Source organism: Streptomyces sp. NPDC048473, assembly GCF_043200155.1.
Classification (GTDB): Bacteria; Actinomycetota; Actinomycetes; order Streptomycetales; family Streptomycetaceae; genus Streptomyces.
In genome coordinates, this window is the sequence record NZ_JBICXE010000006.1 from 141,007 (window position 1) to 166,090 (window position 25,084).

General features: G+C 70.0%; 25 protein-coding genes and 1 pseudogene. 13 read left to right on the top strand and 13 right to left on the bottom strand.

All coding sequences use genetic code 11. The features are described 5' to 3' along the window. Positions 1 to 37: 37 nt before the first annotated feature. Together ACGFU7_RS13050 and ACGFU7_RS13055 are read right to left on the bottom strand one after the other, a co-directional pair. On the bottom strand, positions 38 to 1,252 hold the full coding sequence (locus tag ACGFU7_RS13050; protein WP_393695131.1) for an acyl-CoA dehydrogenase family protein: 1,215 nt from the start codon (positions 1,250 to 1,252) through the stop codon (positions 38 to 40). An 8-nt stretch (positions 1,253 to 1,260) separates the two neighbouring features. After that, a complete protein-coding gene (locus ACGFU7_RS13055; protein WP_393695133.1) occupies positions 1,261 to 2,283 on the bottom strand; it encodes a phosphotransferase family protein in 1,023 nt (340 codons plus the stop codon). Positions 2,284 to 2,435: 152 nt separating this feature from the next. Between ACGFU7_RS13055 and ACGFU7_RS13060 the strand changes: the two genes are divergently transcribed. After that, on the top strand, positions 2,436 to 3,725 hold the full coding sequence (locus tag ACGFU7_RS13060) for an enolase C-terminal domain-like protein (protein ID WP_393695135.1): 1,290 nt from the start codon (positions 2,436 to 2,438) through the stop codon (positions 3,723 to 3,725). Positions 3,726 to 3,793: 68 nt separating this feature from the next. Continuing rightward, positions 3,794 to 4,738, top strand: a complete 945-nt coding sequence (locus ACGFU7_RS13065; RefSeq protein WP_393695137.1) for an NADP-dependent oxidoreductase — start codon at positions 3,794 to 3,796, stop codon at positions 4,736 to 4,738. A gap of 20 nt (positions 4,739 to 4,758) precedes the next feature. On the opposite strand, the gene ACGFU7_RS13070 is transcribed toward ACGFU7_RS13065, so the two are convergent. The 4 genes from ACGFU7_RS13070 to ACGFU7_RS13085 form a co-directional block, all read right to left on the bottom strand. After that, positions 4,759 to 5,070, bottom strand: coding sequence for a DUF202 domain-containing protein (locus tag ACGFU7_RS13070; RefSeq protein WP_393695139.1), 312 nt, complete (start codon positions 5,068 to 5,070; stop codon positions 4,759 to 4,761). Then, positions 5,067 to 5,462: a YidH family protein gene (locus tag ACGFU7_RS13075; protein WP_393695141.1), complete on the bottom strand. Its 396-nt coding sequence runs from the start codon at positions 5,460 to 5,462 to the stop codon at positions 5,067 to 5,069. Before ACGFU7_RS13075 ends, ACGFU7_RS13070 begins: the two co-directional genes overlap by 4 nt. 38 nt (positions 5,463 to 5,500) lie before the next feature. Further along, complete coding sequence (locus tag ACGFU7_RS13080; protein WP_393695143.1) at positions 5,501 to 6,022, bottom strand: NUDIX domain-containing protein; 522 nt, start codon at positions 6,020 to 6,022, stop codon at positions 5,501 to 5,503. An 83-nt stretch (positions 6,023 to 6,105) separates the two neighbouring features. Next, positions 6,106 to 6,999: a DMT family transporter gene (locus ACGFU7_RS13085; RefSeq protein WP_393695145.1), complete on the bottom strand. Its 894-nt coding sequence runs from the start codon at positions 6,997 to 6,999 to the stop codon at positions 6,106 to 6,108. Positions 7,000 to 7,203: 204 nt separating this feature from the next. Here ACGFU7_RS13085 and ACGFU7_RS13090 point away from each other — a divergent pair, with 204 nt between their 5' ends. The 4 genes and pseudogenes from ACGFU7_RS13090 to ACGFU7_RS13105 form a co-directional block, all read left to right on the top strand. After that, positions 7,204 to 8,862, top strand: coding sequence for an FAD-binding dehydrogenase (locus ACGFU7_RS13090; RefSeq protein ID WP_393695147.1), 1,659 nt, complete (start codon positions 7,204 to 7,206; stop codon positions 8,860 to 8,862). Between the two features lie 264 nt (positions 8,863 to 9,126). Beyond that, the gene (locus ACGFU7_RS13095; RefSeq protein ID WP_393695149.1) at positions 9,127 to 9,435 is read left to right on the top strand and encodes a hypothetical protein; all 309 of its coding nucleotides are present in this window, start codon (positions 9,127 to 9,129) and stop codon (positions 9,433 to 9,435) included. 47 nt (positions 9,436 to 9,482) lie between these two features. Continuing rightward, on the top strand, positions 9,483 to 9,773 hold the full coding sequence (locus ACGFU7_RS13100; RefSeq protein WP_393695151.1) for a hypothetical protein: 291 nt from the start codon (positions 9,483 to 9,485) through the stop codon (positions 9,771 to 9,773). A 183-nt stretch (positions 9,774 to 9,956) separates the two neighbouring features. After that, a pseudogene (locus ACGFU7_RS13105) lies at positions 9,957 to 10,202 on the top strand (ATP-binding protein); the annotation flags it as partial. A gap of 198 nt (positions 10,203 to 10,400) precedes the next feature. On the opposite strand, the gene ACGFU7_RS13110 reads toward ACGFU7_RS13105, so the two are convergent. After that, positions 10,401 to 10,967, bottom strand: a complete 567-nt coding sequence (locus tag ACGFU7_RS13110) for a GNAT family N-acetyltransferase (protein ID WP_393695153.1) — start codon at positions 10,965 to 10,967, stop codon at positions 10,401 to 10,403. A 413-nt stretch (positions 10,968 to 11,380) separates the two neighbouring features. Then, on the bottom strand, positions 11,381 to 11,830 hold the full coding sequence (locus ACGFU7_RS13115) for an ASCH domain-containing protein (protein ID WP_393695155.1): 450 nt from the start codon (positions 11,828 to 11,830) through the stop codon (positions 11,381 to 11,383). A gap of 215 nt (positions 11,831 to 12,045) precedes the next feature. Between ACGFU7_RS13115 and ACGFU7_RS13120 the strand changes: the two genes are divergently transcribed. Beyond that, the gene (locus ACGFU7_RS13120) at positions 12,046 to 12,711 is read left to right on the top strand and encodes a molybdopterin-dependent oxidoreductase (RefSeq protein ID WP_393695607.1); all 666 of its coding nucleotides are present in this window, start codon (positions 12,046 to 12,048) and stop codon (positions 12,709 to 12,711) included. After that, positions 12,653 to 13,339 (top strand): cytochrome b/b6 domain-containing protein, encoded by a 687-nt coding sequence (locus tag ACGFU7_RS13125; protein WP_393695157.1) that lies wholly within the window; start codon positions 12,653 to 12,655, stop codon positions 13,337 to 13,339. The genes ACGFU7_RS13120 and ACGFU7_RS13125 overlap by 59 nt, the downstream gene beginning before the upstream one ends. Here ACGFU7_RS13125 and ACGFU7_RS13130 read toward each other — a convergent pair. Together ACGFU7_RS13130 and ACGFU7_RS13135 are read right to left on the bottom strand one after the other, a co-directional pair. After that, entirely contained in the window at positions 13,328 to 14,725 is a 1,398-nt protein-coding gene (locus ACGFU7_RS13130; protein WP_393695158.1) for a GntP family permease, read from the bottom strand. The two genes, ACGFU7_RS13125 and ACGFU7_RS13130, sit on opposite strands and share 12 nt — an antisense overlap. 11 nt (positions 14,726 to 14,736) lie before the next feature. Then, positions 14,737 to 15,246, bottom strand: coding sequence for a gluconokinase (locus tag ACGFU7_RS13135; RefSeq protein ID WP_393695160.1), 510 nt, complete (start codon positions 15,244 to 15,246; stop codon positions 14,737 to 14,739). A 144-nt stretch (positions 15,247 to 15,390) separates the two neighbouring features. On the opposite strand from ACGFU7_RS13135, the gene ACGFU7_RS13140 reads away from it, so the two are divergent. Next, complete coding sequence (locus tag ACGFU7_RS13140) at positions 15,391 to 16,092, top strand: FadR/GntR family transcriptional regulator (protein WP_393695162.1); 702 nt, start codon at positions 15,391 to 15,393, stop codon at positions 16,090 to 16,092. Positions 16,093 to 16,134: 42 nt separating this feature from the next. Here ACGFU7_RS13140 and ACGFU7_RS13145 read toward each other — a convergent pair whose 3' ends face one another. Continuing rightward, entirely contained in the window at positions 16,135 to 16,857 is a 723-nt protein-coding gene (locus ACGFU7_RS13145) for a TetR/AcrR family transcriptional regulator (RefSeq protein ID WP_393695164.1), read from the bottom strand. 99 nt (positions 16,858 to 16,956) lie between these two features. Here ACGFU7_RS13145 and ACGFU7_RS13150 point away from each other — a divergent pair, with 99 nt between their 5' ends. Both ACGFU7_RS13150 and ACGFU7_RS13155 read left to right on the top strand, forming a co-directional pair. After that, complete coding sequence (locus ACGFU7_RS13150; RefSeq protein WP_393695166.1) at positions 16,957 to 18,480, top strand: APC family permease; 1,524 nt, start codon at positions 16,957 to 16,959, stop codon at positions 18,478 to 18,480. Positions 18,481 to 18,535: 55 nt separating this feature from the next. Further along, the gene (locus tag ACGFU7_RS13155) at positions 18,536 to 20,173 is read left to right on the top strand and encodes an amidohydrolase (protein WP_393695167.1); all 1,638 of its coding nucleotides are present in this window, start codon (positions 18,536 to 18,538) and stop codon (positions 20,171 to 20,173) included. 72 nt (positions 20,174 to 20,245) lie between these two features. Here the strand turns inward: ACGFU7_RS13155 and phsA are convergent, their stop codons facing one another. After that, positions 20,246 to 22,030 (bottom strand): O-aminophenol oxidase PhsA, encoded by a 1,785-nt coding sequence (gene phsA, locus ACGFU7_RS13160; protein WP_393695169.1) that lies wholly within the window; start codon positions 22,028 to 22,030, stop codon positions 20,246 to 20,248. Positions 22,031 to 22,418: 388 nt separating this feature from the next. Between phsA and ACGFU7_RS13165 the strand changes: the two genes are divergently transcribed. Continuing rightward, positions 22,419 to 23,504 carry an S-(hydroxymethyl)mycothiol dehydrogenase gene (locus ACGFU7_RS13165; protein WP_393695171.1) on the top strand — a complete coding sequence of 362 codons (1,086 nt, stop codon included), beginning with the start codon at positions 22,419 to 22,421 and terminating at the stop codon, positions 23,502 to 23,504. Beyond that, positions 23,504 to 24,133, top strand: a complete 630-nt coding sequence (locus ACGFU7_RS13170; RefSeq protein WP_393695173.1) for an MBL fold metallo-hydrolase — start codon at positions 23,504 to 23,506, stop codon at positions 24,131 to 24,133. The genes ACGFU7_RS13165 and ACGFU7_RS13170 overlap by 1 nt, the downstream gene beginning before the upstream one ends. 15 nt (positions 24,134 to 24,148) lie before the next feature. Here ACGFU7_RS13170 and ACGFU7_RS13175 read toward each other — a convergent pair whose 3' ends face one another. Then, a complete protein-coding gene (locus tag ACGFU7_RS13175; RefSeq protein WP_393695175.1) occupies positions 24,149 to 25,084 on the bottom strand; it encodes a pseudouridine synthase in 936 nt (311 codons plus the stop codon).

Below are 25,084 nucleotides of genomic sequence, written 5' to 3' on the forward strand. Positions count from 1 at the left end.
GCGGGCCCCGCACCCAACAACCCCGCCCGGCCACCGCCTACACGTACCGCTTGATCTCCCGCCGGGCCAGCGACCGCTGATGCACCTCGTCCGGCCCGTCCGCCAGCCGCAACGTCCGTGCCGCCGCCCACAGTTCCGCCAGCGGGAAGTCCTGGCTGACGCCACCCGCACCGTGCAGCTGCACCGCCCGGTCGAGGATGTCGACCACCGCACGCGGGGTGGCGATCTTGATGGACTGGATCTCCGTGTGCGCGCCCCGGTTGCCCACCGTGTCCATCAGCCACGCCGTCTTCAGCACCAGCAGCCGCAGCTGCTCCACCGTGACCCGCGCGTCCGCGATCCAGTTCTGTACGACGCCCTGCTGGGCGAGCGGCTTGCCGAAGGCAGTACGGGACACCGCCCGCTTGCACATCAGCTCGATCGCCCGCTCGGCCATGCCGATCAGCCGCATGCAGTGGTGGATGCGGCCCGGTCCCAGACGCGCCTGGGCGATGGCGAAGCCGCCGCCCTCCTCGCCGATCAGGTTCGCGGCGGGCACCCGCACATCGGTGAACACGATCTCGGCGTGACCGCCGTGGTAGTGGTCCTCGTAGCCGTACACCTGCATGGCGCGCTTCACTTCGAGACCGGGGGTGTCGCGCGGGACCAGGATCATCGACTGCTGGCGGCGGATGTCGGCGCCGTCAGGGTCGGTCTTGCCCATCACGATGAAGATCTGGCAGTCCGGGTTCATCGCTCCGGAGATGTACCACTTGCGGCCGTTGATGACGTAGTCATCGCCGTCCCGCACGATGCGCGTCTCGATGTTGGTCGCGTCCGACGAGGCCACCTCGGGCTCCGTCATCGCGAACGCCGAGCGGATCTCCCCGGCGAGCAGCGGCTCCAGCCACTGCTTCTTCTGCTCGTCCGTGGCGAACTGGAAGAGCACCTCCATGTTTCCGGTGTCCGGGGCCGCGCAGTTGAGTGCCGTCGGCGCCAAATGCGGTGAACGGCCGGTGATTTCGGCGAGCGGGGCGTACTGGAGATTGGTCAGCCCGGCACCGTACTCGGCATCGGGAAGGAAGAGGTTCCACAGCCCCTGCCGCCGCGCCTCGGCCTTCAGGTCCTCGACGATCTGCGGGGTGTCCCACGGGGAGGCCAGGAGCGCGCGCTGTTCGTCCGCGGTCTTCTCGGCCGGGTAGACGTGCTCGTCCATGAAGGTGAGCAGCTTGCTGCGCAGCTCTTCGGTACGGGCGTCGAATGCGAAGTCCATGGGGGTGATCAGCCTTCCTGGAGGGTGGTGAGGCCGTGCTCGATGAAGACGGGGACGAGATCGCCGATGCGGTCGAAGCCGGCGCCGACGGTCTGGCCCAGGGTGTAGCGGTAGTGGATGCCCTCCAGGATCACGGCGAGTTTGAACCAGGCGAACGCCGTGTACCAGGAGATGGCGGAGGTGTCCCGGCCCGAGCGTGCGGCGTAGCGCTCGATCAGTTCGGCGGGGGTGGGGTGGCCGGCCGCGCCGCTGGTGGTGGAGACCGGGGACTTCGTCAGGCCGAGGTCGGAGCTGTACATCACCAGCAGACCGAGGTCGGTCAGCGGGTCGCCGAGCGTCGACATCTCCCAGTCGAGGACGGCCTTGATCCCGTCGTCGGAGCCGATCAGGACGTTGTCCAGTCGGTAGTCGCCGTGCACGACGGTGGGCGCGGGGGAGACGGGCAGCTCACGGCCGAGCGCGGCATGCAGTTCGTCGATGCCGGGCAGCTCGCGGTTGCGGGAGGCGTCCAGCTGTTTGCCCCAGCGGCGCAGCTGCCGGTCGAGGAAGCCCTCGGGGCGCCCGAAGTCGCCGAGCCCGACGGACTCGGGATCCACGGCGTGCAGTTCCACGAGGGTGTCGACGAGACCGAGGACGGCCTCCCGGGTGCGCTCGGCGCCCAGTGGGGCGAGCTGCTCGGCCGTGCGGTACGGGGTGCCCTCGACGTACTCCATGACATAGAAGGGCGACCCGATCACCGAGTCGTCCTCGCAGAGCAGCACCGGTTCGGGCACCGGAACGGCTGTCGGGTGCAGGGCGCTGATCACCCGGTGCTCGCGCTTCATGTCGTGTGCGGTGGCCAGCACATGGCCCAGCGGGGGCCTGCGCACGACCCAGCGGCCGGTGCCGTCCGTGACGATGTACGTCAGATTCGACCGACCGCCCTCGATGAGCCGGGCTTCGAGCGGTCCGTTCACCAGACCTGGCCGCTCGCGGTCGAGATATCCGCGCAGCCGGTCGAGGTCGAGACCTGGCGGGTGGACTGGGCTCATCGTGCGCACCTCCGGGGTGAGAGACGGTCGGTGTTCATGATGCCGACCAGTCGGTATGTCGTCCAGTGAACTCCCGGAATCCGGTGGGTGGACTCTGCTCCTGCTTGGGCCGGAGCCTGGCATTCAGTCGCACCTCTGAATAGAGTTCATGTATGAAACCTGAGCTGCTGATCGACGAAATCCGGCTGACCCCGATCCTGATAGCCGACCCGCCCCTGCTCAACACCCAGGGCGTCCACCAGCCGTACACCCCACGGCTCATCGTGGAAGTCGTCACGGGCGGGGGAGTGACCGGTATCGGGGAGACATACGGGGACGGCAAGTACCTCGAACTCGCCCAGCCGCTCGCCACCGCTCTGATCGGGCGCCCGGTCAGCGATCTGAACGGCCTGTTCGCGCTGGCCGAGGAGGTGTGCGGCGATTCACGCGCGGCCGACGAGCGTGTCGACGCGGGCGGGCTGCGCGGTGTCCAGACCGCCGACAAGCTCCGGCTCTCCGTCGTCTCCGGCTTCGAGGTCGCCTGCCTGGACGCCCTGGGCAAGTCCCTCGGCCTCCCCGTGCACGCCCTGCTCGGCGGCAAGGTCCGCGACAGCGTCGAGTACAGCGCGTACCTCTTCTACCGCTGGGCCGCCCACCCCGAGGGCGGCGAACAGGACGACTGGGCCGCCGCCGTCGACCCGGCCGGAGTCGTCGCCCAGGCCCGGCGCTTCGCCCGCGAGCACGGGTTCTCCTCCTTCAAGCTCAAGGGCGGCGTCTTCGAACCCGACCAGGAGATCGCCGCGATCCGCGCACTGGCCGAGGAGTTCCCCGGGCAGCCGCTGCGTCTCGACCCCAACGGCGCATGGTCGGTCGGGACCTCGCTTTACGTCGCCGAGCAGCTGAAGGGCGTACTCGAATATCTGGAGGACCCGGCGAGCGGCACGGACCTGATGGCCGAGGTCGCCGCCGCCACCGACGTACCGCTCGCCACCAACATGTGCGTGACGACCCTCGCCGAGGTCCCGGAGGCCTTCGCCCGTGGCGCCGTCCAGGTGGTCCTCTCCGACCACCACTACTGGGGCGGACTGCACCGCACCCGTGAACTGGCCGGGATCTGCCGCACCTTCGGCGTCGGACTCTCCATGCACTCCAACACCCACCTCGGCATCAGCCTCGCCGCGATGACCCACGTCGCGGCCACGGTCCCCAACCTCGACTACGCCTGCGACAGCCACTACCCCTGGCAGACCGAGGACGTCATCACCACCCGCCATGTCTTCCGAGGTGGCCGGCTCACCGTCTCCGACGCACCCGGGCTCGGCGTCGAACTCGACCGCGAACGCCTGGCCGTACTGCACCGGCGCTGGCTCGACGACGACGGCACGATGCGCGAGCGCGACGACGCGGCCGCGATGCGCAAGGCCGAGCCGGGATGGCAGACACCCTCGATCCCGCGCTGGTGACGGACCCGTTCCCCGGAGCGGCCACGGCCTGAGTTGCGGGGGCTCCGGCCCGCACCGAGGGTCGGTACATGAAGGCGATCAGCTACAGCAGCTACGGCGGGGCCGACGCCCTGGAGTACGGGGAACGCCCCGACCCCAAGGTCGGCCCCGACACCGTCCTGGTGAAGGTGCGGGCCGCGGCGGTCAACCCGGTCGACTGGAAGGCCCGCGAGGGCTACCTCGACGCCGGTCTGGAGGCCGTGTTCCCGGTGATCCCCGGCTGGGACGTGTCCGGCGTCGTGGTGCAGCCCGGTGTCGCCGTCGACGAATTCACGGTCGGCGACGAGGTCATCGGCTATGTGCGGGAGGACTTTCTCTGCCGCGGTACGTTCGCCGAATATGTCGCCGCACCCGTGCGCACCCTCGCCCGCAAGCCGCTGAGCCTGAGCTTCGAGGAGGCCGCGGGCCTGCCGCTGGCCGGCCTCACCGCGTACCAGGTACTCCACCGCACTCTGAGGATCCAGGACGGCGAGACGGTCCTCGTCCACGCGGCGGCGGGCGGCGTGGGCTCGCTCGCCGTCCAGCTCGCCCGGCACGCGGGCGCCCGCGTCATCGGCACCGCGAGCGAACCCAACCACGACCATGTGCGGCAGCTCGGCGGGGAGCCGGTGGCCTACGGGGACGGCCTCGCCGACCGGCTGCGGGCACTGGCCCCGGACGGGATCGACGCCGCGTTCGACACCGTCGGCGGGGAGGCGCTCCGGGTCTCCGCCGATGTGCTGAAGCCCGGGGGCCGGCTGGCCTCCATCGCGGACGGCGAGGTCTTCTCGTACGGCGGCCACTACGCCTTCGTACGCCCGGACGCCAAGGATCTCGCCCACCTGGCCGAACTGGCCGAGCAGGGCATCGTCACCGTCCACGTTGACCGGGTCTTCCCCCTGGAACAGGCGGCGGACGCCTACCGGCTCAACGAGCAGGGACGCACCCGCGGAAAGATCGTCGTCACCGTCCCCTGGGACACCCCGGAGGTCTGAGGGCTGCCCCGTGCCGGGCCTCAGAACAGCATGGCCGCGGCGAACACCGCGAGCGCGACCGTGCACGCCCCCGCGGTCAGCGCGCCGCGCGCCGAGAGCGGCTGCGGCCGCGCGGTCCCCATCCCGAGCACCCGCCGGTGCGCCACAAGCAGGAAACCCAGCCAGGCCAGCGCGCTCAGTGCCACGGCGACGATCGCGGCCGGGCCCGCCCCGCTGTGCAGCGCCTGCTTGACCGCCAGCAGCGCCACCACCGTGCAGGACAGGGTCGTACGCCGCCACGCCAGCCTCGTCCGCTCGGGCTGCAGCCCGGGGTCGCGCCCGTCGGCCGTCACCGGCCCTCCCAGCCGAAGAGGACCACCACCACCATCGCCACGGCGACGACGGCGACCGCGAGACCGAGCAGCGTCGGGAACCGGGAGACCGGCAGGTCCTCCCCGCGCCGCATCGCCCGCTCGCACCGCACCCAGTGATTGATCGCCCGCAGCGCACACAGCACACCGGCCGCGAGCAGTGCCAGCGCCAGACCCGCACGGATGCCCCACGCCAGCTCCGGGAGGAACTGATCGACCGCGAAACCACCGCCGATCAGTGCGAGAGCCGTCCGGATCCAGGCGAGGAAGGTCCGCTCATTGGCGAGCGAGAACCGGTAGTCGGGGGTGTCGCCCTCTTCGCGGATTCGCCGCGGCGCGAACCACAGCCGCAGACTCTGTACGAATTCGTTCACGCGTGAACCCTAGACCGACAGGTAATCGGAGCCCCGGCTCAGGAGGCTGCCCCGCCCGCCCGGAAGGCGCGCAGCCGGTGATACGTCTCCAGGCCGTCCGGCACCCACGTCCAGTCGCCGAGCCGCTGCTCCAGCTCCGCATCGGTGAGAAAGGTGTGCCAGGCGACCTCCTCCACCTGCGGGTTCACCGGCAGCTCGCACCGTACTTGGTAGATGTAGCTCCACCAGGAGTGCTCCGCGCTCTCGTAGAGGAATTTGAACAGCGGCTCGGGGCGGGGGAGCCCGGAGACCCCCAGCTCCTCCTCGGCCTCCCGCAGCGCCGCCTCGTCGTACGACTCGCCTGCCCCGACCACCCCGCCGACGAACATGTCGTAGTGGGACGGGAAGACCAGCTTGGTGGGGGTCCTGCGGTGCACGAAGAGCCGGCCCCCGGCATCCCGGGCCTCGATGAAGACGCAGCGATGGCGAAGGCCCCGCTCGGTCGCCTCACCGCGCGGGGCCTGCCCCACGACCACGTCGTTCTCGTCGACGATGTCCAGGATCTCGTCAGAAGGAGTCATGCCCTCATCCAACATCAGGCCACCGGTCATCCAGCATCAGGCCACCGGGGCGGACGGCCCCCCTGTGACCGGGCAGACGCCGCTCAGTTCGGCTGGAGGCTCTTCTCCCGGCGACCGCCCACAGGCCCCTCCGGCATCGCCGGATGCAGTCCCAGCAGCACGATCCCGACGACGATCGCCGCGAGACCGGCCGCCTGCCAGGCCAGTGCGCCGGTGTCGGTACGCAGCTGGTCGCCGAGGAAGCCGACTCCGCAGGCGATCCCGGCCAGCGGCTGGGACGCGGTCAGCGGGGGCAGCGAGACCCGCAGCGGGCCCGTCTCGAACGCGCTCTGCACCAGGAGTAGACCCGTCACCCCCAGCACCGCGACCGCGTACGGCTGCCACGCCGTCGCCAGTACCGCCCAGCCGCCTTCGGACAGCCGCTGGCCGGTGACCCGGGTGAGGGCGTCCTGTAGTCCGTACAGCAGTCCGGCGGCCACCGCGAGCAGCGCCGGGGCGACGCCGGACTGCGAGCGCTTGGCGAAGGTGGTGAGCAGCAGAGCCGTGCCCGCGACCACGCCGATGACCAGCCAGTGCCGCAGTGGACTGGTCACCGCCTGGCCGCCCTGCGGCTGGCCCGCCAGCAGAAAGGCGGCGACTCCGCCGGCCAGCAGCCAGAGCCCGGACCAGCCCTGCCGGCCGAGCCGCTGCCCGGTGCGATGGCGCGACAGGGCCATCGCGAAGAGCAGATTGGTCGCGAGCAGGGGTTCGACGACGGACACCTCGCCCTTGCCCAGGGCCAGGGCGCCCAGCACCATGCCGCAGACCATCAGCCCGATCCCGGCCAGCCAGCTCGGCACCCGCATCAGGTCCAGCAGCAGCCGGGGGGAGAGATAGTCGCTCCTCGGGGCGTGCGAAGCGGCGGCCTGCTGCAGGACGAAGCCGAACCCCAGACAGCAGGCGGCACTCACGGCGAGCACGAGGACCAGCACCGACACGCTTCTACCTCAAGTCAGGCCAGAAGTGGGTGATTTGTTTCGACGATAGCGCCTGCGCCCTGCGGGTGCGGCCGGAGTGCCGCCGACCGGGCGGTTGACGCCGCGGCGGCCGGTGCAGAGGATCTGACGCACGAGTAACTTCCGGCGTCCGAGCCGGACCGTCACCGTGGCCGTGACCGGATCGCCCCGACAAGGATGGAACCCATGGCGTACGACGCTGATGTGATCGTTATCGGGGCAGGACTCGCCGGTCTGGTGGCCACCGCCGAGCTGGTCGACGCGGGCCGCTCGGTGATCCTGCTCGACCAGGAGCCCGAACAGTCGATCGGCGGCCAGGCGCACTGGTCCTTCGGCGGTCTCTTCCTCGTCGACTCGCCCGAGCAGCGCCGGATGCGGATCAAGGACAGCCATGAACTGGCCCTTCAGGACTGGCTCGGCACGGCGGGCTTCGACCGCAAGGAGGACCACTGGCCACGGAAGTGGGCCGAGGCGTACGTCGACTTCGCGGCAGGTGAGAAGCGCTCCTGGCTGCACGCCCAGGGACTGCGGCTCTTCCCCGTCGTCGGCTGGGCGGAGCGCGGCGGCTACGACGCGAACGGCCACGGCAATTCCGTACCCCGCTTCCACATCACCTGGGGCACCGGCCCCGGCATCGTCGCCCCCTTCGAGCGCCGGGTCCGCGCGGGAGTCGCCAAGGGCCTCGTACAGCTCAGGTTCCGCCACCGGGTCACCGGCCTCGGCCGCACCGCGGGCGCAGTCGACACGGTGACCGGCGAGGTCCTGGAGCCGAGCGCGGCCGCCCGGGGCACCGCGAGCGGCCGGGTGACCACCGGCACCTTCGAGCTGAAGGCCCAGGCGGTGATCGTCACCTCCGGCGGCATCGGCGGCAACCACGACCTCGTACGCAAGCAGTGGCCCCCGCGGCTCGGCACCCCGCCCGCGAAGATGCTCTCCGGCGTCCCCGCCCATGTCGACGGACTCATGCTCGGCATCACCGAGGAGGCGGGCGCCCACCACATCAACCGCGACCGGATGTGGCACTACACCGAGGGCATCGAGAACTGGAACCCGATCTGGGCCAAGCACGGCATCCGGATCCTGCCCGGACCGTCCTCGCTCTGGCTGGACGCCCGCGGCAAGCGGCTGCCCGTCCCGCTCTTCCCGGGCTTCGACACCCTCGGCACCCTCGAACACATCATGAAATCCGGCCACGACTACACCTGGTTCGTCCTCGACCGGAAGATCATCGGCAAGGAGTTCGCGCTCTCCGGCTCCGAGCAGAACCCCGACCTGACCGGAAAGTCGATCCGCGGCGTGATCGGCCGGGCCCGCGCGGACGTGCCGGCCCCGGTGAAGGCGTTCATGGACCACGGGGTGGACTTCGTCGTCGAGAAGGACCTCGGCGCACTGGTCCGCGGAATGAACGCGCTCACCGACGAGCCGCTGATCGACGAGGCCGAGCTGCGCCGCGAGATCACCGCACGCGACCGCGAGATCGCCAACCCCTTCACCAAGGACCTCCAGATCACCGCGATCCGCGGGGCCCGCGCCTATCTCGGCGACAAGCTGATCCGTACGGCTCCACCGCACCGCATCCTCGACCCCAAGGCCGGCCCGCTGATCGCCGTACGGCTCAACATCCTGACCCGCAAGTCGCTCGGCGGACTGGAAACGGACCTGTCCTCCCGGGTGCTGACCGAGGACGGCACGCCCCTGTCCGGTGTCTACGCGGCGGGGGAGGCAGCCGGATTCGGCGGCGGCGGGATGCATGGCTACCGCTCGCTGGAAGGGACCTTCCTCGGCGGCTGCATCTTCTCCGGCCGGGCGGCGGGCCGGGCGGCGGCGGAGGCGGTCGGCCAGTAGGGTGCCGATCCGTACGTGTGGCCGGCCGGGGAGATTTCGGCCGGCCACATGGTCGCCGTTCTCGCTGCCGGCGCAGCCGCTCTCTGAAATGTCATGGACATGGAAATTTCTTCCCCTTGGGTCTACCCGCATAGACCTCAGGGCGTCATCCTGTTCGCGTACCTCAACCGGCGCCCTCGTATGAGGGGAGAGCGCCACTGCCCACGCAAGGAACCAAGCCCCGCTCGCAGATCGGATCTCCCACGTGACAGGAGAGGATGAGCAATGAGGACCGTAACCAAGGCGCTGGTCGCCACGGCTTTTGCCGCCGTGCCGGCCCTGGGGGCGCCGGCGCAGGCGGTAGTGCCGCCCGAGCACGCGGTGATCGTGTGTCAGAGCGCGAGCTTCTACGCCAACTACGACAGCTCCTCCGGGCCCAGCGGACTGATCCGTGTCCTGGGCTACGGCAACAAGGTCGGCCACACCCGCGGAGCTCACCCCGTCTACAACGGCTGGGCCGCCACCTTCGACTTCGGCAAGGGCGACTGGGGCTACGTCCGCAACGAATGCCTCGGCGGCTACGGCTCCTGGTAACCCGGTCCCGGACGTCATACCCACGCCGATCTCCGGAAGGACTAGTCATGCCCACACTCCGCACCGTTCGAGCAGCCGCAGCCGTGGGAGCCCTGACCGCGGGCCTGCTCATGGCCGCTGGGCCGGCTGCCGAGGCTGCCAACGGCACCGTCGGCCGGCGCGAAACCGTATGTGCCCAGGACCTGTATGTGCGCACAGACCCCGGCGGGGCCTGGATGGGGACCCTCTACAAGGGACAGACCTTCACGGTGGAGAGCAAGCAGAGTGGCTGGGCGTACGGGTTCGCCTACGGCGACATCAACCGTCACGGCTGGGTACAGGACGGCTGGTTCTGCTGACTGTTCCTCACCGATGTGCATTCCCGGTGAGGAGTGGCCGAGCAGGTCCGCGACTGGCTTTGAACGTGAGGTGGGGGTTCTGGCACACATTCCGTGAGCGATCTCGAGTCCAGCCTCACCGGACCCCGGTGAAGCGTGGTCCGCGCAGTTCCCATGACGCGCGCGGCTTCTGCTGGGACCCAGCACATGGAGCTTGACCGCCGCGGCGCGGAATTGCTGTTCCAGATTCTGACCGAACGCGGGGAAAAGAACAGTGTCGCGATCGCCTCCGACGAATCGTTCAGCGGCTGGACCAAGACCTTCACCGACCCCCGGCTCTGCGCGGCCATTGTGGACCGCCCCACCTCCGACGGCGCCATCATCCAGACCGGCACTGAAACCTACCGCTTGGCCCACACCAAGGCCCAGGCCGAACGCGCAGCTGTCTGACCAGCCTGCCCCGGGGTACAGCTCCTTCGACGTCATCGAGGTCAGAAAGACGCGTGCCGCTCGTGGCGGACCGCCGCAGGGCTTCAGCACAGCCGGGGCCACACGGTCTTGTCGAGGATTCGAGTTGGCTTCACTTGAACCGGGGCGGGCGCCGGCAGCGAGCGGCCGGCCCGGATGTCGCGGCAGGCTGCCCTGTGGTCAGCGCACTGACGGGCATTGGTGAGCGGCCCAGTGTTCGTCGGCGGTGATGCCCATCAGCACGACGTCGTGGTAGCTGCCCGCGAAGAATTCGTGCTGCCGGAGCCGTCCTTCTTCGACAAAGCCGAACTTGCGGTAGAGGGCGAGCGAGGCGTCGTTGAATGCGTAGACCTCGACCTCGCACTTGTTGTACCGCCGTTCGGCGAACATGTAGGTGAGGATCAGCTCAGTGGCCTCCGTGGCGTAACCGTTGCCGCGATGATCGCGGGTGATCACGATCCCTGTCTTGAACCGTCCTGCGCGGGGGTCGGTCTGCCCAACCGTCACAGATCCTGCAAAGGCCTGATCGGCTACTGTCTCGACAACCAGCCGGAAGGCTTCGCCTCCTGGTGCACGCCCGGCACGCTCGGCGGTCCAGGACCGGAAACTCTCCCCCGAGCGCGGCGGCTCGACGAGATCCGCGTTGCGAACGTCGACGGTGTGCTGGGCAAGCGCGCGAAAGCCTTCCCAGTCGTCCGGTTCGACGCCCCGCAAGCGCACCTTCTCGCCCACCCACATGTCGCTCATGACGCCCCTGATGCCTCAGCCGATGTGCAGGCGCTGGTGGCCGTGCACTCCAAATACATCACGGTAGAGGCATACGTCGGCGAGGCGATGAGCAGGTGCTGCTTCGATGTCGTGAGCCTCGAAGATCCACTGACGTGACCTATGCACCTACGGTCCGCGGCGCAGGCGGATGCTACCGGCCTCGTTCTGCCGGTGCGGCACCACCGACCGGTCCGGTCACCGACGCGACGAATGCGGCGGCGGCAACCGTCGTGGCAAGGGTCTTCCCGCCACGGTGGCGTCGAGGTGCGAAATGAATCATGCGACGGTCCTACAGGCCGACGCATGCGCCGCGGAATGTCAAGCCGCCGGCCCAAGTGCGTCACGGCGCACATGTGCCATGACGCGTAACGGTGCCGGCCGCCCGGACCCGCCTACCGTTCCGCCGCGCCCACGACAGGGTCCAGCAGCTCGACGACCCGGAACCGTTCGGCGACGACCATGGTGTCGTCGTCGACGGTGAACCCCGGGGCGCCGAGCGCCTCCCGCATCTCCTGGCTGTGCCAGAACCTCTCGTGTCCCGCACGCCATTCGGCCACCGAGGTGTCGCCCTCGCCCTCGTCGATCGCATGCTGAAGATCGACGTCGCCCAGGCGCAGCACCCGTACCTCCGTCACCTCCAGCACCGCGGTCTCCCGGCCGTCCGAGTCGATCAGCGCGGACCGCTCACCCACCGGGGGCAGCTCCTCCTTCTCGGCCTCGTACTCCGCGAGCAGCCCGGTCGTCGACACCTTCACACCGGCGAGCACCGCCCCCACCAGCTGGTCGCGCAACGGTCCGGGGAAGGCGAGCAGAAAGGGCTTGAGAGGTTCACGGTTCGACATGGCGCCAAGTCTGACATGTGCCGTCGGGCGCGGCGCCGGGACGCGCACCCGGCCGGTGGCGTCAACTGTGCGCAGAATGAACAGAGTTGACATTGGGTGTGGGCGAGTGCCCGCGATCCCTGGTGGCCGGCGGCCGCAGATGCTCGAATGGTCGGGTGAACAGTCGCCCTCCCGACGCCGAAGGCACGCCCCTGGGCCGCCGTGTCGTCCTGGCCATGCTCGGTCTCGGCGCCGCCGGAGTCGTCGCGGCGCCCGTGCTGCAGCGCACGCTGGAATCCGGTCTCGGCGCGGTCGCCGACAAGGACCCCACCGGCCTGACCGGCCTGCTCCCCAACGGCGGCGGCTTCCGCTATTACTCCGTCGCCTCGTCCGTACCGGAGAAGAGCGCGGACGACTACCGGCTGACCGTCGACGGGCTGGTCGACCACCCGGCCACGTACACCCTGGACGCCCTGAAGGCGCTGCCGCAGACCCGTATGGTCCGCGATGTCCAGTGCGTCACCGGCTGGCGGGTGCCCCAGACCCCCTTCGAGGGGGTACGCCTCTCGGCGCTGCTGGACGCGGCGGGCGTACGGCCCGGGGCGAAGGCCGTCCGCTTCACCTGCTTCGACGGCACCTACAGTGAGAGCCTCACCCTCGCGCAGGCCCGCCGCGCCGATGTGCTGGTCGCGGTGCGCATGCAGGACCGGCCGCTGGCCCACTCCCACGGCGGGCCCGTCCGGCTGTATGTGGCCCCGATGTACTTCTACAAGTCGGCGAAATGGCTCTCCGGGATCACCGTCACCGACTCCGTACGACCCGGCTACTGGGAGGAGCTCGGCTATGACGTCGACGCCTGGGTCGGCCGGTCCAACGGCCGCGACGACGCCCCCACCACCTGACCCCGCGGAGCGTGTGCGGCGCTTCAGCGGTGCGGAGCGCTGGGTGCACCGCACCACGGCGACGCTGCTGCTGCTGTGCGTGGCGAGTGCGGCCTGTCTGTACGTACCCCAGCTCGCCGAGCTCGTCGGCCGCCGCCATCTCGTGGTCACCGTGCACGAGTGGTCCGGGGCGCTGACCCCCGTACCGTTCCTGGCCGGTCTGGCCTCACGGGCATTCCGGGCCGACCTGTCCCGGCTCAACCGCTTCGGGCCGCACGACCGTCAGTGGCTGCGGGCCGTGTACCGTCGCGACCACCGGCCGAAGGCCCGTCCGGCCGGAAAGTTCAACGCCGGGCAGAAGTTGTACGCGGCCTGGATCGCGGGCGCGGTGCTGGTGATGACCGGCACCGGGGCGCTGATGTGGTTCACCGGCCTCGCGCCGCTGATGTGGCGCACGAGCGCGACCTTCGTCCACGACTGGCTGGCGCTCGCGATCGGGATCGTGCTGGCCGGGCACATGGCAATGGCGCTCGCCGACCCGGAGGCACGCCGTGGCATGCGCACCGGGTCGGTCGAGCGCCATTGGGCACAGTCACAGCATGCGCTGTGGGGGGAAGACCGTGCGGGCGGCCGCTCGCTAGAGGACTAGCGACAGCAGCAGGATGAAGGCCAGCGAGACCACGGAGATGATGGTCTCCATCACCGACCAGGTCTTCACCGTCTGGCCGACGTTCATTCCGAAGTACTCCTTCACCAGCCAGAACCCGGCGTCATTGACATGGCTGAAGAAGAGCGAGCCCGCGCCGACGGCGAGGACCAGCAGGGCGGCGTGGGACGTCGACATGTCGGCGGCCAGCGGGGCGACCAGACCGGCCGCCGAGATGGTGGCCACGGTCGCCGAACCGGTCGCGAGCCGGATCGCTACGGCGATCAGCCAGCCCAGCAGCAGTGCCGGGATCGACCAGTCCTTGGAGAAGTCGAGGATCATCTGGCCCACACCGGCGTCGATGAGGGTCTGCTTGAAACCGCCGCCCGCACCCACGATCAGCAGCACACCCGCGATCGGGGCGAGGGACTTCTCGACGGTGGTGGCGAGCCGGCCCTTGGTGAAACCGGCTGCCCGGCCCAGCGTGAACATGCCGACTATGACGGCCGCGAGGAGTGCGATCAGCGGCGAGCCGATCACATCGGTGACCTGCTGGACACCCTGCTCCGGGTCGTCCACGACGATGTCGACCAATGCCTTGACCAGCATCAGCACGACGGGCAGCAGAATCGTCGCCAGGGTGGCGCTGAAGCTCGGACGACGGTCCAGCTCCTCCGAAGGACGCTGCGGAATCATCTTCTCCGGAGCCTTGATGTCCACCCAGCGCGCGGCGTAGCGGGAGAAGACCGGCCCCGCGATGATCACGGTCGGGATCGCGACCAGCACACCCAGCGCGAGCGTGACACCGAGGTTGGCGCCGAGGGCGTCGATCGCCACCAGCGGGCCGGGGTGCGGCGGAATCAGTCCGTGCATCACGGAGAGTCCGGCCAGCGCCGGGATACCGATCCGCATCAGGGAGTAGTTGCCGCGCTTGGCGACGAGCAGCACCACCGGGATCATCAGCACGATCCCGACCTCGAAGAACAGCGGCAGACCGATGATCGAGGCGATCAGGACCATCGCCCACGGCATGGTCCGCCCGCTCGCCTTGGCCAGGATGGTGTCGACGATCTGGTCCGCGCCGCCGGAGTCGGCGAGCAGCTTGCCCAGAATGGCGCCGAGCGCGATGAGGACACCGACACCCGCGACGGTCGAGCCGAGGCCGGCGGTGAAGCTGGCGATCGTCTTGGCCGGTGCGGCGCCGGCGAACGAGCCGAGCGCCAGCGAGCCGATGGTCAGCGCGAGGAACGCGTGCATCTTGAACTTGGTGATGAGCAGAACGATGACTGCGATGCCCGCCAGGACTGCGATGCCCAACTGCGCGTTGCCTGCCGAAGTGATCGGTTCGACGGCATCCGCTGCCAGCATCTCGACGCTGAGACTGGTCACGGTGGTGATCCTTAGCTATCGAGCCGGCGCAACGCGGCGACGGCTCGCTGGGTGATTTCTTCGGGGGTGCCGGACACATCGACCGAGACTCCGGCCTCGTCCTCCTGCAGCGGCTGCAGGGTGGCGAACTGCGAGTCGAGCAGTGCGGTGGGCATGAAGTGGCCCTTGCGTTCCGCCATGCGCTCCTCGATCAGAGCCCGGTCGCCGGTCAGATGGAGGAAGACAGCACCGGGGGCCTCGGCCCGCAGCCGGTCCCGGTAGATCCGCTTGAGCGCCGAGCTGCTCACCACCCCGCCGAGCCCCGCCCGGCCGTGCGCCCACTGACCGATCGCATCGAGCCAGGGCCACCGGTCGGAGTCGTCCAGCGGGGTACCGGCCGACATCTTGGCGATGTTCGCCGCGGGATGGAAGTCATCGCCCTCGGCGTACGGAACGCCGAGTCCGGCGGCGAGCAGGGGGCCGATCGTGGTCTTGCCGGTCCCTGCAACGCCCATCACCACGACGACGTGGGGGGTGCTCATTGGTGGTGCCTCGCTGTCTTCTTCGACGTCTTCCTCGACATCGGTCCGTCGCGCTACTGAAACCTATACGTACGACTTATTCAAGATGCTGTGACATAAACGTCGTACTTTTTGTTCCCGAAGGGTGCCCCGTAGGCTGTGCCCATGACCACACAGGGCCCTGGGCTGCATACACATGTGCTGGACACCCTGGGTCTGGAGATCGCCGCGGGGGAGCACCGGCCGGGACAGGTACTGCGTACCGACGAGCTGGCCCAGCGCTTCGACGTCTCGCGCACGGTCGTACGCGAAGTGGTCCGCGTCCTCGAATCCATGCACCTGGTCGAGTCCCGGCGCCGGGTCGGTGTGACCGTGCAGCCGACCGAGGCGTGGAATGTCTACGATCCGCAGGTCATCCGGTGGCGGCTGGCCGGCGCCGACCGCCCGCGCCAGCTGCGCTCCCTGACCGTGCTGCGTTCGGCGATCGAACCGGTCGCGGCCGGCCTCGCCGCCCGTAACGCCACCCCGGAGCAGTGCGCGGCCCTCACCGAGTGCGCGCTCGGCATGGTCGCCACCTCGCGCGGCCAGCAGCTGGAGGGCTATCTGGAGCACGACATCGCGTTCCACCGGATCGTGCTCAACTCCTCCGGCAACGAGATGTTCGCGCGGCTCGGTGACGTTGTCGCCGAGGTCCTGGCGGGCCGCACCCACCACCAGGTGATGTTCGAGGACCCCGACCCGGCCGCGGTCACCCTCCACGTCCGGCTCGCCGAAGCGGTGCGCGAGGGCGACGCGGTGGCGGCGGAACGGCTGACGAAGGAGATCGCGGTGGGCGCCCTGCACGAGCTGGACGTGCTCGCGCCCTGAGGTCCGTACCGCGGCACTGTCGCGCGTACCCCTGTTTCGTCCCTACGGCGCCGTCGTACGTACGTGCTGCAGCCTGGCCGCGGCCGCGGCCAGCACCATCTCCAGCGCCGCCGGATACCCGCTGCGGTCCATCTCCGCGACCAGCGCCCCCGCGGTCGCCGCGATGTTCGGATGGGTCTCGGCCGGAAGCCGGGCGTACGTCTGAGGCCAGGTCCGCACCTCCTGCGCACGGGCCTGCTCCGACAGCACCAGCGTGGACGCGTCCAGCGCCGCGAACGACAGCGTCTGGTCGACGAAGACGTGGTAGATCCGCACGGCCTCGGCATCCGGGAATCCCGCACCGCGCAACACCCCGAGAATCGCCTCCACCGACCGGATCTCATGTGTACGGCCGGTCACCCGGGTACAGGTCAGTGTCGCCGCCTGAGGATGCGCCAGATAGCCCGCGTGCATCCGCAGGCCGAGGGCGCGCAGATCGGCCCGCCAGTCACCCGTCGGCCGCCAGTTGCGCAACGTACGGCCGATCAACTCGTCGGCGACCGCCAGCAGTAGTTCGTCCGTGTCCCGGAAGTACCGGTAGAGCGCGCTCGGATCGCAGCCGAGAGCCGCACCGAGCCGGCGCACGGTGAGCGCTGCCGCCCCGTGCTCGCCGATCAGCCGCAGCGTCGTCTCCACGATCAGCTGCTCGGACAGCACCGTGCCCTGCTTGGTGGGACGCCTGCGGCGCCGCGCGCCCTCCGGCACCACCCGCTCGCTCGCGTTCATGGCGGCACCTTATGACAACAGCGTTGACGTGTGAACCCGCCGGAGAGTTCGATGTGCCGCCATCGGGGCCGAAAAGCGTCCCTCGGCGAAGGAGCCACCGTGACGGACTCACCCACCCCCTACGGCAGTGACCCACCGGCACCGGCGGCGCTGAAGAAGAGCCTCGGTGTCGTGGACGGCGTCGTCATCGCCGCATCCTCCACGGCCGCCACCACCAGCATCGGTATCGGGCTCGGCGTGACCGCGGGCGCCGTCGGCCTGCATCTGCCGATCATCATGCTGCTCGCGTTCCTGCCCATCCTGGGTATCGCCGGCGCGTACTCCCGGCTCAACAAGGTCGAGCCGAACATGGGCAGCGGCTATGTCTGGGTCGGCCGCTCCCTCAACCCCTGGCTCGGCTTCCTCGTCGGCTGGATCGGCATCGTCTCCACGGTTGTCTTCCTCGCCTACACCACGACCGTGACCGGCTCCGCCCTGCTCCAACTCGCGGGCGAGACAGGCCTGCACACCCTCGCCGGGCTCCACCTCGACCCGGACTCCACCGCCCAGTCGACCGCGCTGGGCATCGTCGTCCTGATCGCCGTCACCTTCACCGCGATCACCGGCATCCGATCCGCCGCCAACCTGCAGAAATACCTCCTCGTCTTCGAGTACGTCGTCCTGCTCGGCTTCTGCGGGTACGGACTCGTCGCCGGCCCGCACCCGTTCAGCCTGGACTGGATCAACCCGTTCACCATCCCCTCCGGACAGCAGCTCGCCGAGGGTCTTCTGATCTCGGTCTTCTGCTACTGGGGCTTCGAATCGTCGTTCAGCGTCACCGAAGAGATCCGCGACCCGCAGGACGCCTCCCGGGCCGGACTCATCACCCTCTTCACCATGCTCGGCCTCTTCCTGCTCGGCTCCTTCGCCTTCCAACGCGTCCTCTCGCTCGACGAGTTGACCGGACACGGCGCCCAGGGCCTCACCTACTTCGGCGACCGGCTCGCCGATCAGCCGCTCGCCGTACTTCCGCTGATCGCCCTCACCTTCTCCGCCGTCGCCTCCCTCCAGTCGGGCGTGATCCCCACCGTGCGGGGCATGTTCGCGATGGGCCGCGACCGCACGCTCGGCCCTCTCTGGACCAAGGTCAGCCCGCGGTACGGCACTCCGGCGGCCGGGACCGTCGCGGTCGGCTGTGTCGCCGCCGCCATCGCCGTCGTCTCGCTCGTCATCCCGAAGGTCGGCGACCTCATCCTGGCCTCCGTCAACGCGATCGGGGTCGTCGTCGCGATCTACTACGCGCTCACCGCGCTGGCCGCCGCCGCGCGCTTCCGCGGCGCACTGCGCGAGAGCCCGTCCGAGGCATTGCGCGCCGTGGTGCTCCCCGTGGCGAGCGCCGTCGTCCTGCTGGGCCTCGGCGGCTATCTCTGCTGGACCTTCTACACCTCCGCCGACCACTTCGAGATCAGCCCCGACAACGGCTGGTTCATGCTCTTCTGCCCGGCCGTCATGCTGCTGTCCGGCGTCGGTGCGGCAGCCTGGGCCAAGTGGGCAAGGAAATCCCCGTACTTCGTCACCGGCCGGTCCGCCGCCCCCGACCTCACCGACGGAGCCGGACGCGAAACCGTGCCCGGCCCGGCCTGACCGCACGTCACACCCTCAAGGAACACGCGCCACCCTCAAGGAAACGGAACCACCCATGCACCGCACCCCCGCCGATCTCGTCCTCACCGGCGGCCCCGTCCTCACCATGGACGCGGCCCGCAGCCGCGCCACCACCGTCGCCGTCACCGGCGGCCGCATCACCGCCGTCGGTCACGACGAGGTACGCGAACTGACCGGCCCGGGGACCGAAGTCGTCGACCTCGCAGGCCGGCTCCTCGTCCCCGGCTTCCAGGACGCCCACATCCACCCGGTCACCGCCGGCCTGGAACTCGCCCAGTGCAACCTCACCGACACCCACACGGCAGCGGACACCGTCGCCGCCGTCCGGGCCTACGCCGACACCCACCCCGACCGGGAGTGGATCACCGGCGGCGGCTGGTCCATGGACGCCTTCGACGGCGGCGCCCCCACCAGGGAGCAGCTCGACACCGTACTTCCCGACCGCCCCGCCTACCTGGTCAACCGCGACCACCACGGCGCCTGGGTCAACACCCGCGCCCTGACGCTCGCCGGCATCACCCGGGACACCCCGGACCCGGCCGACGGCCGCATCGAACGCGACGACCGCGGCGAACCCACCGGCCTCCTCCAGGAGGGCGCCATGGACCTGGTCGCCCGCCACGCCCCCCGCACCACCCCGGCCGACCGGCTGGCCGCCCTGCTCCGCGCCCAACGGCTGCTCCACTCCTACGGGATCACCGCCTGGCAGGACGCCATCATCGGCGACTTCGGCTCCATGGACGACCCGGCCGACGCCTATCTGACCGCCGCCCGCGACGGCTCGCTGACCGCACGGGTCGTCGGCGCCCTCTGGTGGGACCGCGAACGCGGCGCCGAACAGATTCCGGAACTCGTCGCGAGGCGGGATGAGTTGAACGCCGGACGCTTCCGGGCCGGCTCGGTGAAGATCATGCAGGACGGGGTCGCCGAAACCGGTACCGCCGCCCTGCTCGCCCCCTACCTCGACGGCTGCGGCTGCGCCACCGCCAACCGCGGCACCAGCTTCGTCGACCCCGTCGAGCTGCGCCGCCACGTCACCGAGCTGGACGCCCTCGGCTTCCAGGTCCACTTCCACGCGCTCGGCGACCGCGCCGTGCGCGAGGCGCTCGACGCCGTCGAAGCGGCCCGCGCCGCCAACGGCCGCACCGACACCCGGCCCCACCTCGCCCACCTCCAGATCGTCCACCCCGACGACATCCCCCGGTTCCGCGAACTCGGCGCGACAGCCAACATCCAGCCGCTCTGGGCCGCCCACGAACCGCAGATGGACGAGCTGACCATCCCCTTCCTCGGCGACGAACGCGCCGCACTGCAGTACCCGTTCGGCGCCCTGCTGCGCTCCGGCGCGACCGTCGCGGCGGGCAGCGACTGGCCGGTCAGCAGCGCCGATCCGCTGCACGGCATCCACACCGCCGTCAACCGGGTCACCCCCGAGGGCGAGGGGCCGGTCTTCCTCCCGGAGCAGCGCATCTCCCTGACCGCCGCCATCGCCGCGTACACGGCGGGCTCGGCGTATGTGAACCATCTGGACGACACCGGAAGCATCCGTCCCGGAGCCCTCGCCGACCTGGTGGTCCTGGACCGCGACCCGTACGCGGGCCCGCCCGAGGAGATCGGCGAGACCCGCGTCCTTCAGACGTACGTGGGCGGAAGGCGGGTCCACGAGGCCTGAGACATACGGCGGCCCCCGCGGAACGATCCCGCGGGGGCCGCCGACAAAGCCGGATCAGCCGGATGAGCCGGGTCAGCCGCTGTGCCCGTGGTGGCCACCGTGCCCGGCGCCGTGGTCGAACTTCATCGCCTCGGGCGGCATCACGACGAACGGCCGCATCATGCCCATGTCCTCGTGCTCCAGCAGATGGCAGTGGTACATGAACCGCCCGTACGCCCCGTCGAACTTTCCGAGCACCTTCACCAACTGCCCCTGAGGCACCCGGAAGACATCCTTCCAGCCCAGCTCGTTCGGCGCCGTCGGGATCTTGGTGCCGTGGTCGAACGCCACGGGGGAGCGGGTTCCGCCGACCGCCGGATCGAAGCCGTCCAGCGTGTACGCCTCCCGGCCCATCACCTGGAAGTCCGCCAGATGGATGTGCATCGGATGCGTCGGGGCGCCCAGATTGAGGAACGACCACTGCTCGTACGTGCTCTCGCCGACCGTGAACCCGAGCCCGTCGTTGAAGGTCCGCGAGATCCGCCGGTACGTGCGCACCGTGCCGTCCTCGCCCCGCACCTGGATGACACCGTCCGACGGCACCCGCACATCGGCGGCGTCCTCGACCTCCGCCATCTCCCAGATCTCCGGGTGGCCGCCGCCCCCGACCGTGCCCGGCGCCGTCAGCACGACGAGCCGGTGCCCGTGCTCGACCTGCCCGTGCTCGTACCGCCGGAAGGAACCGGACAGCACCTCGGGCAGCTCGAAACCGTCCCGCTGCCCCGTCCCCCGTACCCGGAACTCCATCACCTGCGGGAACGGCACACTCGCCGCCGGGTCGGGCACCCCTGCCGCGAGCCTGCCCCGGTTGACCAGGCGGACCCGGCGGCCCGCCAGCGCCGAGAAGTCGATCAGCAGATCCATCCGCTCGGCCGGGGCGATCGTCAGCTGCGGCAGCACCCCGTCGAAGTCGACCGGCACCGGCCGCGGCAACAGCCCGCCGTCGCTGCCGATCTGCCGGATCACGCCCGGGACCGGGTTGTTCTCGTCGTCGACCAGCACCAGATCGTAGATCCGGGCATTGGACGCGTTGACGAGCCGGAAGCGGTACCACGCGTCGTCCACATCGAGGTGCGGCCAGATGCGGCCATTGACCGTCGTGTACGGGCCGAGGAACGGGATGGACACCGCCTTTCCGGTCTCCGGATCGGCCTCGACGACCACCGTCGTCTTGTGCAGCAGCCGCCCGTTGAGCCGGCCGTCCTCGTCGGTGTCCAGGTTGCGGTCGGCGAGGATCAGCGGCACCTCCCGGTCGCCGGACGGCAGACCGAGCGCGTCCTCCTCGTCGTCCCTGATCAGATACGTGCCGACGAGCCCGGCGTACACATTCCACCGCGTGATGTTCATGGCGTGGTCGTGATACCACCACTGGGCGGCCTGATGGTCGTTCGGGTACTCCGACAGCTGCGCGTCGCCGAAGCCGACAGCGTTGTCCGCCCAGCCGTCGTTGCCGCCGCCGGTCTGTGCGCCGTGCAGATGAGTGACCGTCCAGGCGGGCAGGGCGGCGACATCCGCGTTCGGCTCGACACCGTCGCGTCCGGGCCGGTTGTGCGGGGCAGGCTCGCCCTGCTTCACCGGGCCGACCTCCACGGCGGTGACCGGGTATTCGCTTCCCCTGGGAATGCGGTTGGTCCAGGCGATCCTGATCCGCTCCCCGCGCCGCACCTCGATGGTCGGCCCCGGCACGGTGCCGTTGTACCCCCACATCAGGGTCGGCGGCAGCTGTGCGTGCAGCCGCACCCAGGTGGGTGACACGGCGATCTCGGTCTCGCGGAGCACGTCGCCGCTCTGCGGACGCAGCACCGGTGGGACAGGCAACGCATCGGTGTACGGCACGAGTCCGCCGGCCGGCTCCCCGAGCGCGGCCGCTTCGGGAGCGGGTCCCGGTCGGTCTGCTGGCCGATCTTCTCCGTGATCTCGGCAATTTCGGTCAAGGCACTTCCCCCGTGATCCGTAATTCCTCTGCTGTTGGACCATGGAATCCCTGCCCCCGCAGGTATCGGTCCCGTGGTCCCTCTGTATCAAAGGACCCCCTGGAACCCGGCGTAGTTCAGCGGTATGCATCATTTGACCGAAAGCGGTGCATCCCACCGGGTGGACGGCAGTCGTTTCCCGCCAACGCGGCGCGCCGTCGTGACACCCTCACGGGGCGTACGGTTGTTCGTGTTCGATCTTCACGAAATGACGGAAACAGGGAGACCGCGGTATGTCGCAGCAGGTGCAAGGAGTCATCGCACCGGGGAAGAACGAGCCGGTACGGGTCGAGACGATCGTGATCCCGGACCCGGGCCCCGGCGAGGCCGTGGTGAAGATCCAGGCGTGCGGCGTCTGCCACACAGATCTGCACTACAAGCAGGGCGGCATCAACGACGACTTCCCCTTCCTGCTCGGCCATGAGGCCTCGGGCGTGGTGGAGTCCGTCGGCGAGGGCGTCACGGACGTCGAGCCCGGCGACTTCGTCATCCTCAACTGGCGTGCCGTGTGCGGGCAGTGTCGTGCGTGTCTGCGCGGCCGTCCCTGGTACTGCTTCAACACCCACAACGCCAAGCAGAAGATGACGCTGCTCGACGGCACGGAGCTGTCGCCGGCGCTCGGCATCGGCGCGTTCGCCGAGAAGACCCTCGTCGCCGCCGGCCAGTGCACCAAGGTCGACCCGGAGGTCTCCCCGGCCGTCGCCGGGCTGCTCGGCTGCGGCGTGATGGCGGGCATCGGCGCTGCCATCAACACCGGGCAGGTCGGCCGCGGCGACTCGGTCGCCGTGATCGGCTGCGGCGGTGTCGGTGACGCGGCCATCGCGGGTGCGCGGCTGGCCGGTGCGGCGAAGATCATCGCCGTGGACATCGACGACCGCAAGCTGGAGACGGCGAAGACGATGGGTGCCACGCACACCGTCAACTCCCGCTCCACCGACCCGGTCGAGGCGATCCGTGGCCTGACCGGCGGTAACGGGGCGGATGTCGTCATCGAGGCGGTCGGCCGCCCGGAGACGTACAAGCAGGCCTTCTACGCCCGCGATCTCGCCGGCACCGTCGTCCTGGTAGGCGTCCCGACCCCGGAGATGCAGCTGGAACTGCCGCTCATCGACGTCTTCGGCCGCGGCGGCTCGCTCAAGTCCTCCTGGTACGGCGACTGCCTGCCCTCGCGCGACTTCCCGATGCTCATCGATCTGCACCAGCAGGGCCGGATCGACCTCGGCGCGTTCGTCACCGAGACCATCGGACTCGGCGACATCGAGCAGGCCTTCGCCCGGATGCACGACGGTGACGTGCTGCGTTCGGTGGTGGTCTTCTGATGGCCGCCCGCATCGACCACCTCGTCACCTCCGGCACCTTCGCCCTCGACGGCGGGGAGTGGGACGTCGACAACAACGTGTGGATCGTCGGCGACGACACCGAGGCGATCGTCATCGACGCCGCCCATGACGCCGCCGCCATCGAAGCCGCACTGAACGGCCGCACGCTGCGCGCCATCATCTGCACGCACGCGCACAACGACCACATCGACGCGGCCCCGGCCCTCGCCGATGCCACCGGCGCACCGGTCCTGCTGCACCCCGACGACCTGCCGTTGTGGAAGCAGACCCACCCGGACCGCGCCCCGGACGGCGAACTGGCCGACGGCCAGCAGCTGGAGATCGCCGGAACGACGCTCCGGGTCCTGCACACTCCCGGTCATGCCCCGGGCGCCGTCTGTCTGTACGCCCCCGAGCTGTCCACCGTCTTCACGGGTGACACGCTCTTCCAGGGCGGGCCCGGTGCCACCGGGCGGTCCTTCTCCCACTTCCCGACGATCGTCGCGTCGATCAGGGACCGGCTGCTCGCCCTGGATCCGGAGACCACCGTCCGTACCGGACACGGCGACTCCACGACCATCGGCGCGGAGGCCCCGCATCTGGACGAGTGGATCGCCCGCGGTCACTGAGCACGCCGCGGGGTCTCACCGGTCCGGCCACGCCGACAGCCGCAGCCCGCTCTCGAAGCGGCGCGGCTCGCCCGTGACCGGATCGGTGAACTCCAGCACCCGGGCGAGGAGCTGGAGCGGGTGCGACCAGTCGTCGGGCGCACCCTCCGGCCGGACCACCGGGTAGACCGGGTCGTGGACGAGCGGCAGCCCCAGGCTGTTCATATGGACCCGCAGCTGATGGGTGCGCCCGGTGGCCGGCAGCAGCCGGTAACGGCCCAGCCCCTCCCGGTGCTCCAGCAGCTCGATCCGGCTCTCGCTGTTCGGCTCGCCCGGCTCCTCGCGGGCGGCGATGACCCCGCGCTCCTTGACGATGCGGCTGCGTACGGTCCGCGGGAAGGCCGGCTCGGGGTCGTACGGCGCCACGGCCTCGTACTCCTTGAGCACCGAGCGGTCCCGGAACATCGTCTGGTACGCGCCCCGCTCCCCGGGCCGTACGACGAAGAGGACGAGACCCGCGGTCAGCCGGTCCAGCCGGTGCGCGGGCTGCAGCTCGGGCAGGTCCAGCTCACGGCGCAGCCGGGCCACCGCGGTCTCGGTGATATGCCGGCCGCGCGGTGTCGTCGCCAGGAAGTGCGGCTTGTCGGCGATGACGAGATGCTCGTCGCGGTGGACGACACCGACCGGGAACGGCACCGGCTCCTCCGGCGCGAAATCCCGGTGGAACCAGATGTACCGGCCGGCGGTGTACGGCTCGTCGGCGGTCACGGGGCCCTGTACGGAGACGAACCGGCCCTCGGCGAACATGGCGTCCACCCGCGCCGCCCCGATCGCACTCGCGAACCGCGCCAGCAGATGATCGCGGACCGTCGCCCACCGCCCGTCCGGATCCTCGGGGAGCCGGAGCCGGACCGGATCGATCCCGTCCCGCTGCGGCAGCGGCGCCGACGGGGGCTTCGCACGCCCCCTCAT

Coding starts and splice junctions, on each gene's coding strand:
- ACGFU7_RS13155 (WP_393695167.1), top strand. CDS start 18,536: ATGCACCGCACCCCCGCCGATCTCGTCCTCACCGGCGGCCCCGTCCTC.
- ACGFU7_RS13120 (WP_393695607.1), top strand. CDS start 12,046: ATGCTCGGTCTCGGCGCCGCCGGAGTCGTCGCGGCGCCCGTGCTGCAG.
- ACGFU7_RS13090 (WP_393695147.1), top strand. CDS start 7,204: ATGGCGTACGACGCTGATGTGATCGTTATCGGGGCAGGACTCGCCGGT.
- ACGFU7_RS13175 (WP_393695175.1), bottom strand. CDS start 25,084: ATGAGGGGGCGTGCGAAGCCCCCGTCGGCGCCGCTGCCGCAGCGGGAC.
- ACGFU7_RS13095 (WP_393695149.1), top strand. CDS start 9,127: ATGAGGACCGTAACCAAGGCGCTGGTCGCCACGGCTTTTGCCGCCGTG.
- ACGFU7_RS13060 (WP_393695135.1), top strand. CDS start 2,436: ATGAAACCTGAGCTGCTGATCGACGAAATCCGGCTGACCCCGATCCTG.
- ACGFU7_RS13065 (WP_393695137.1), top strand. CDS start 3,794: ATGAAGGCGATCAGCTACAGCAGCTACGGCGGGGCCGACGCCCTGGAG.
- ACGFU7_RS13170 (WP_393695173.1), top strand. CDS start 23,504: ATGGCCGCCCGCATCGACCACCTCGTCACCTCCGGCACCTTCGCCCTC.
- ACGFU7_RS13100 (WP_393695151.1), top strand. CDS start 9,483: ATGCCCACACTCCGCACCGTTCGAGCAGCCGCAGCCGTGGGAGCCCTG.
- ACGFU7_RS13135 (WP_393695160.1), bottom strand. CDS start 15,246: ATGAGCACCCCCCACGTCGTCGTGGTGATGGGCGTTGCAGGGACCGGC.
- ACGFU7_RS13050 (WP_393695131.1), bottom strand. CDS start 1,252: ATGGACTTCGCATTCGACGCCCGTACCGAAGAGCTGCGCAGCAAGCTG.
- ACGFU7_RS13110 (WP_393695153.1), bottom strand. CDS start 10,967: ATGAGCGACATGTGGGTGGGCGAGAAGGTGCGCTTGCGGGGCGTCGAA.
- ACGFU7_RS13165 (WP_393695171.1), top strand. CDS start 22,419: ATGTCGCAGCAGGTGCAAGGAGTCATCGCACCGGGGAAGAACGAGCCG.
- ACGFU7_RS13055 (WP_393695133.1), bottom strand. CDS start 2,283: ATGAGCCCAGTCCACCCGCCAGGTCTCGACCTCGACCGGCTGCGCGGA.
- ACGFU7_RS13145 (WP_393695164.1), bottom strand. CDS start 16,857: ATGAACGCGAGCGAGCGGGTGGTGCCGGAGGGCGCGCGGCGCCGCAGG.
- ACGFU7_RS13125 (WP_393695157.1), top strand. CDS start 12,653: ATGACGTCGACGCCTGGGTCGGCCGGTCCAACGGCCGCGACGACGCCC.
- ACGFU7_RS13080 (WP_393695143.1), bottom strand. CDS start 6,022: ATGACTCCTTCTGACGAGATCCTGGACATCGTCGACGAGAACGACGTG.
- ACGFU7_RS13115 (WP_393695155.1), bottom strand. CDS start 11,830: ATGTCGAACCGTGAACCTCTCAAGCCCTTTCTGCTCGCCTTCCCCGGA.
- ACGFU7_RS13140 (WP_393695162.1), top strand. CDS start 15,391: ATGACCACACAGGGCCCTGGGCTGCATACACATGTGCTGGACACCCTG.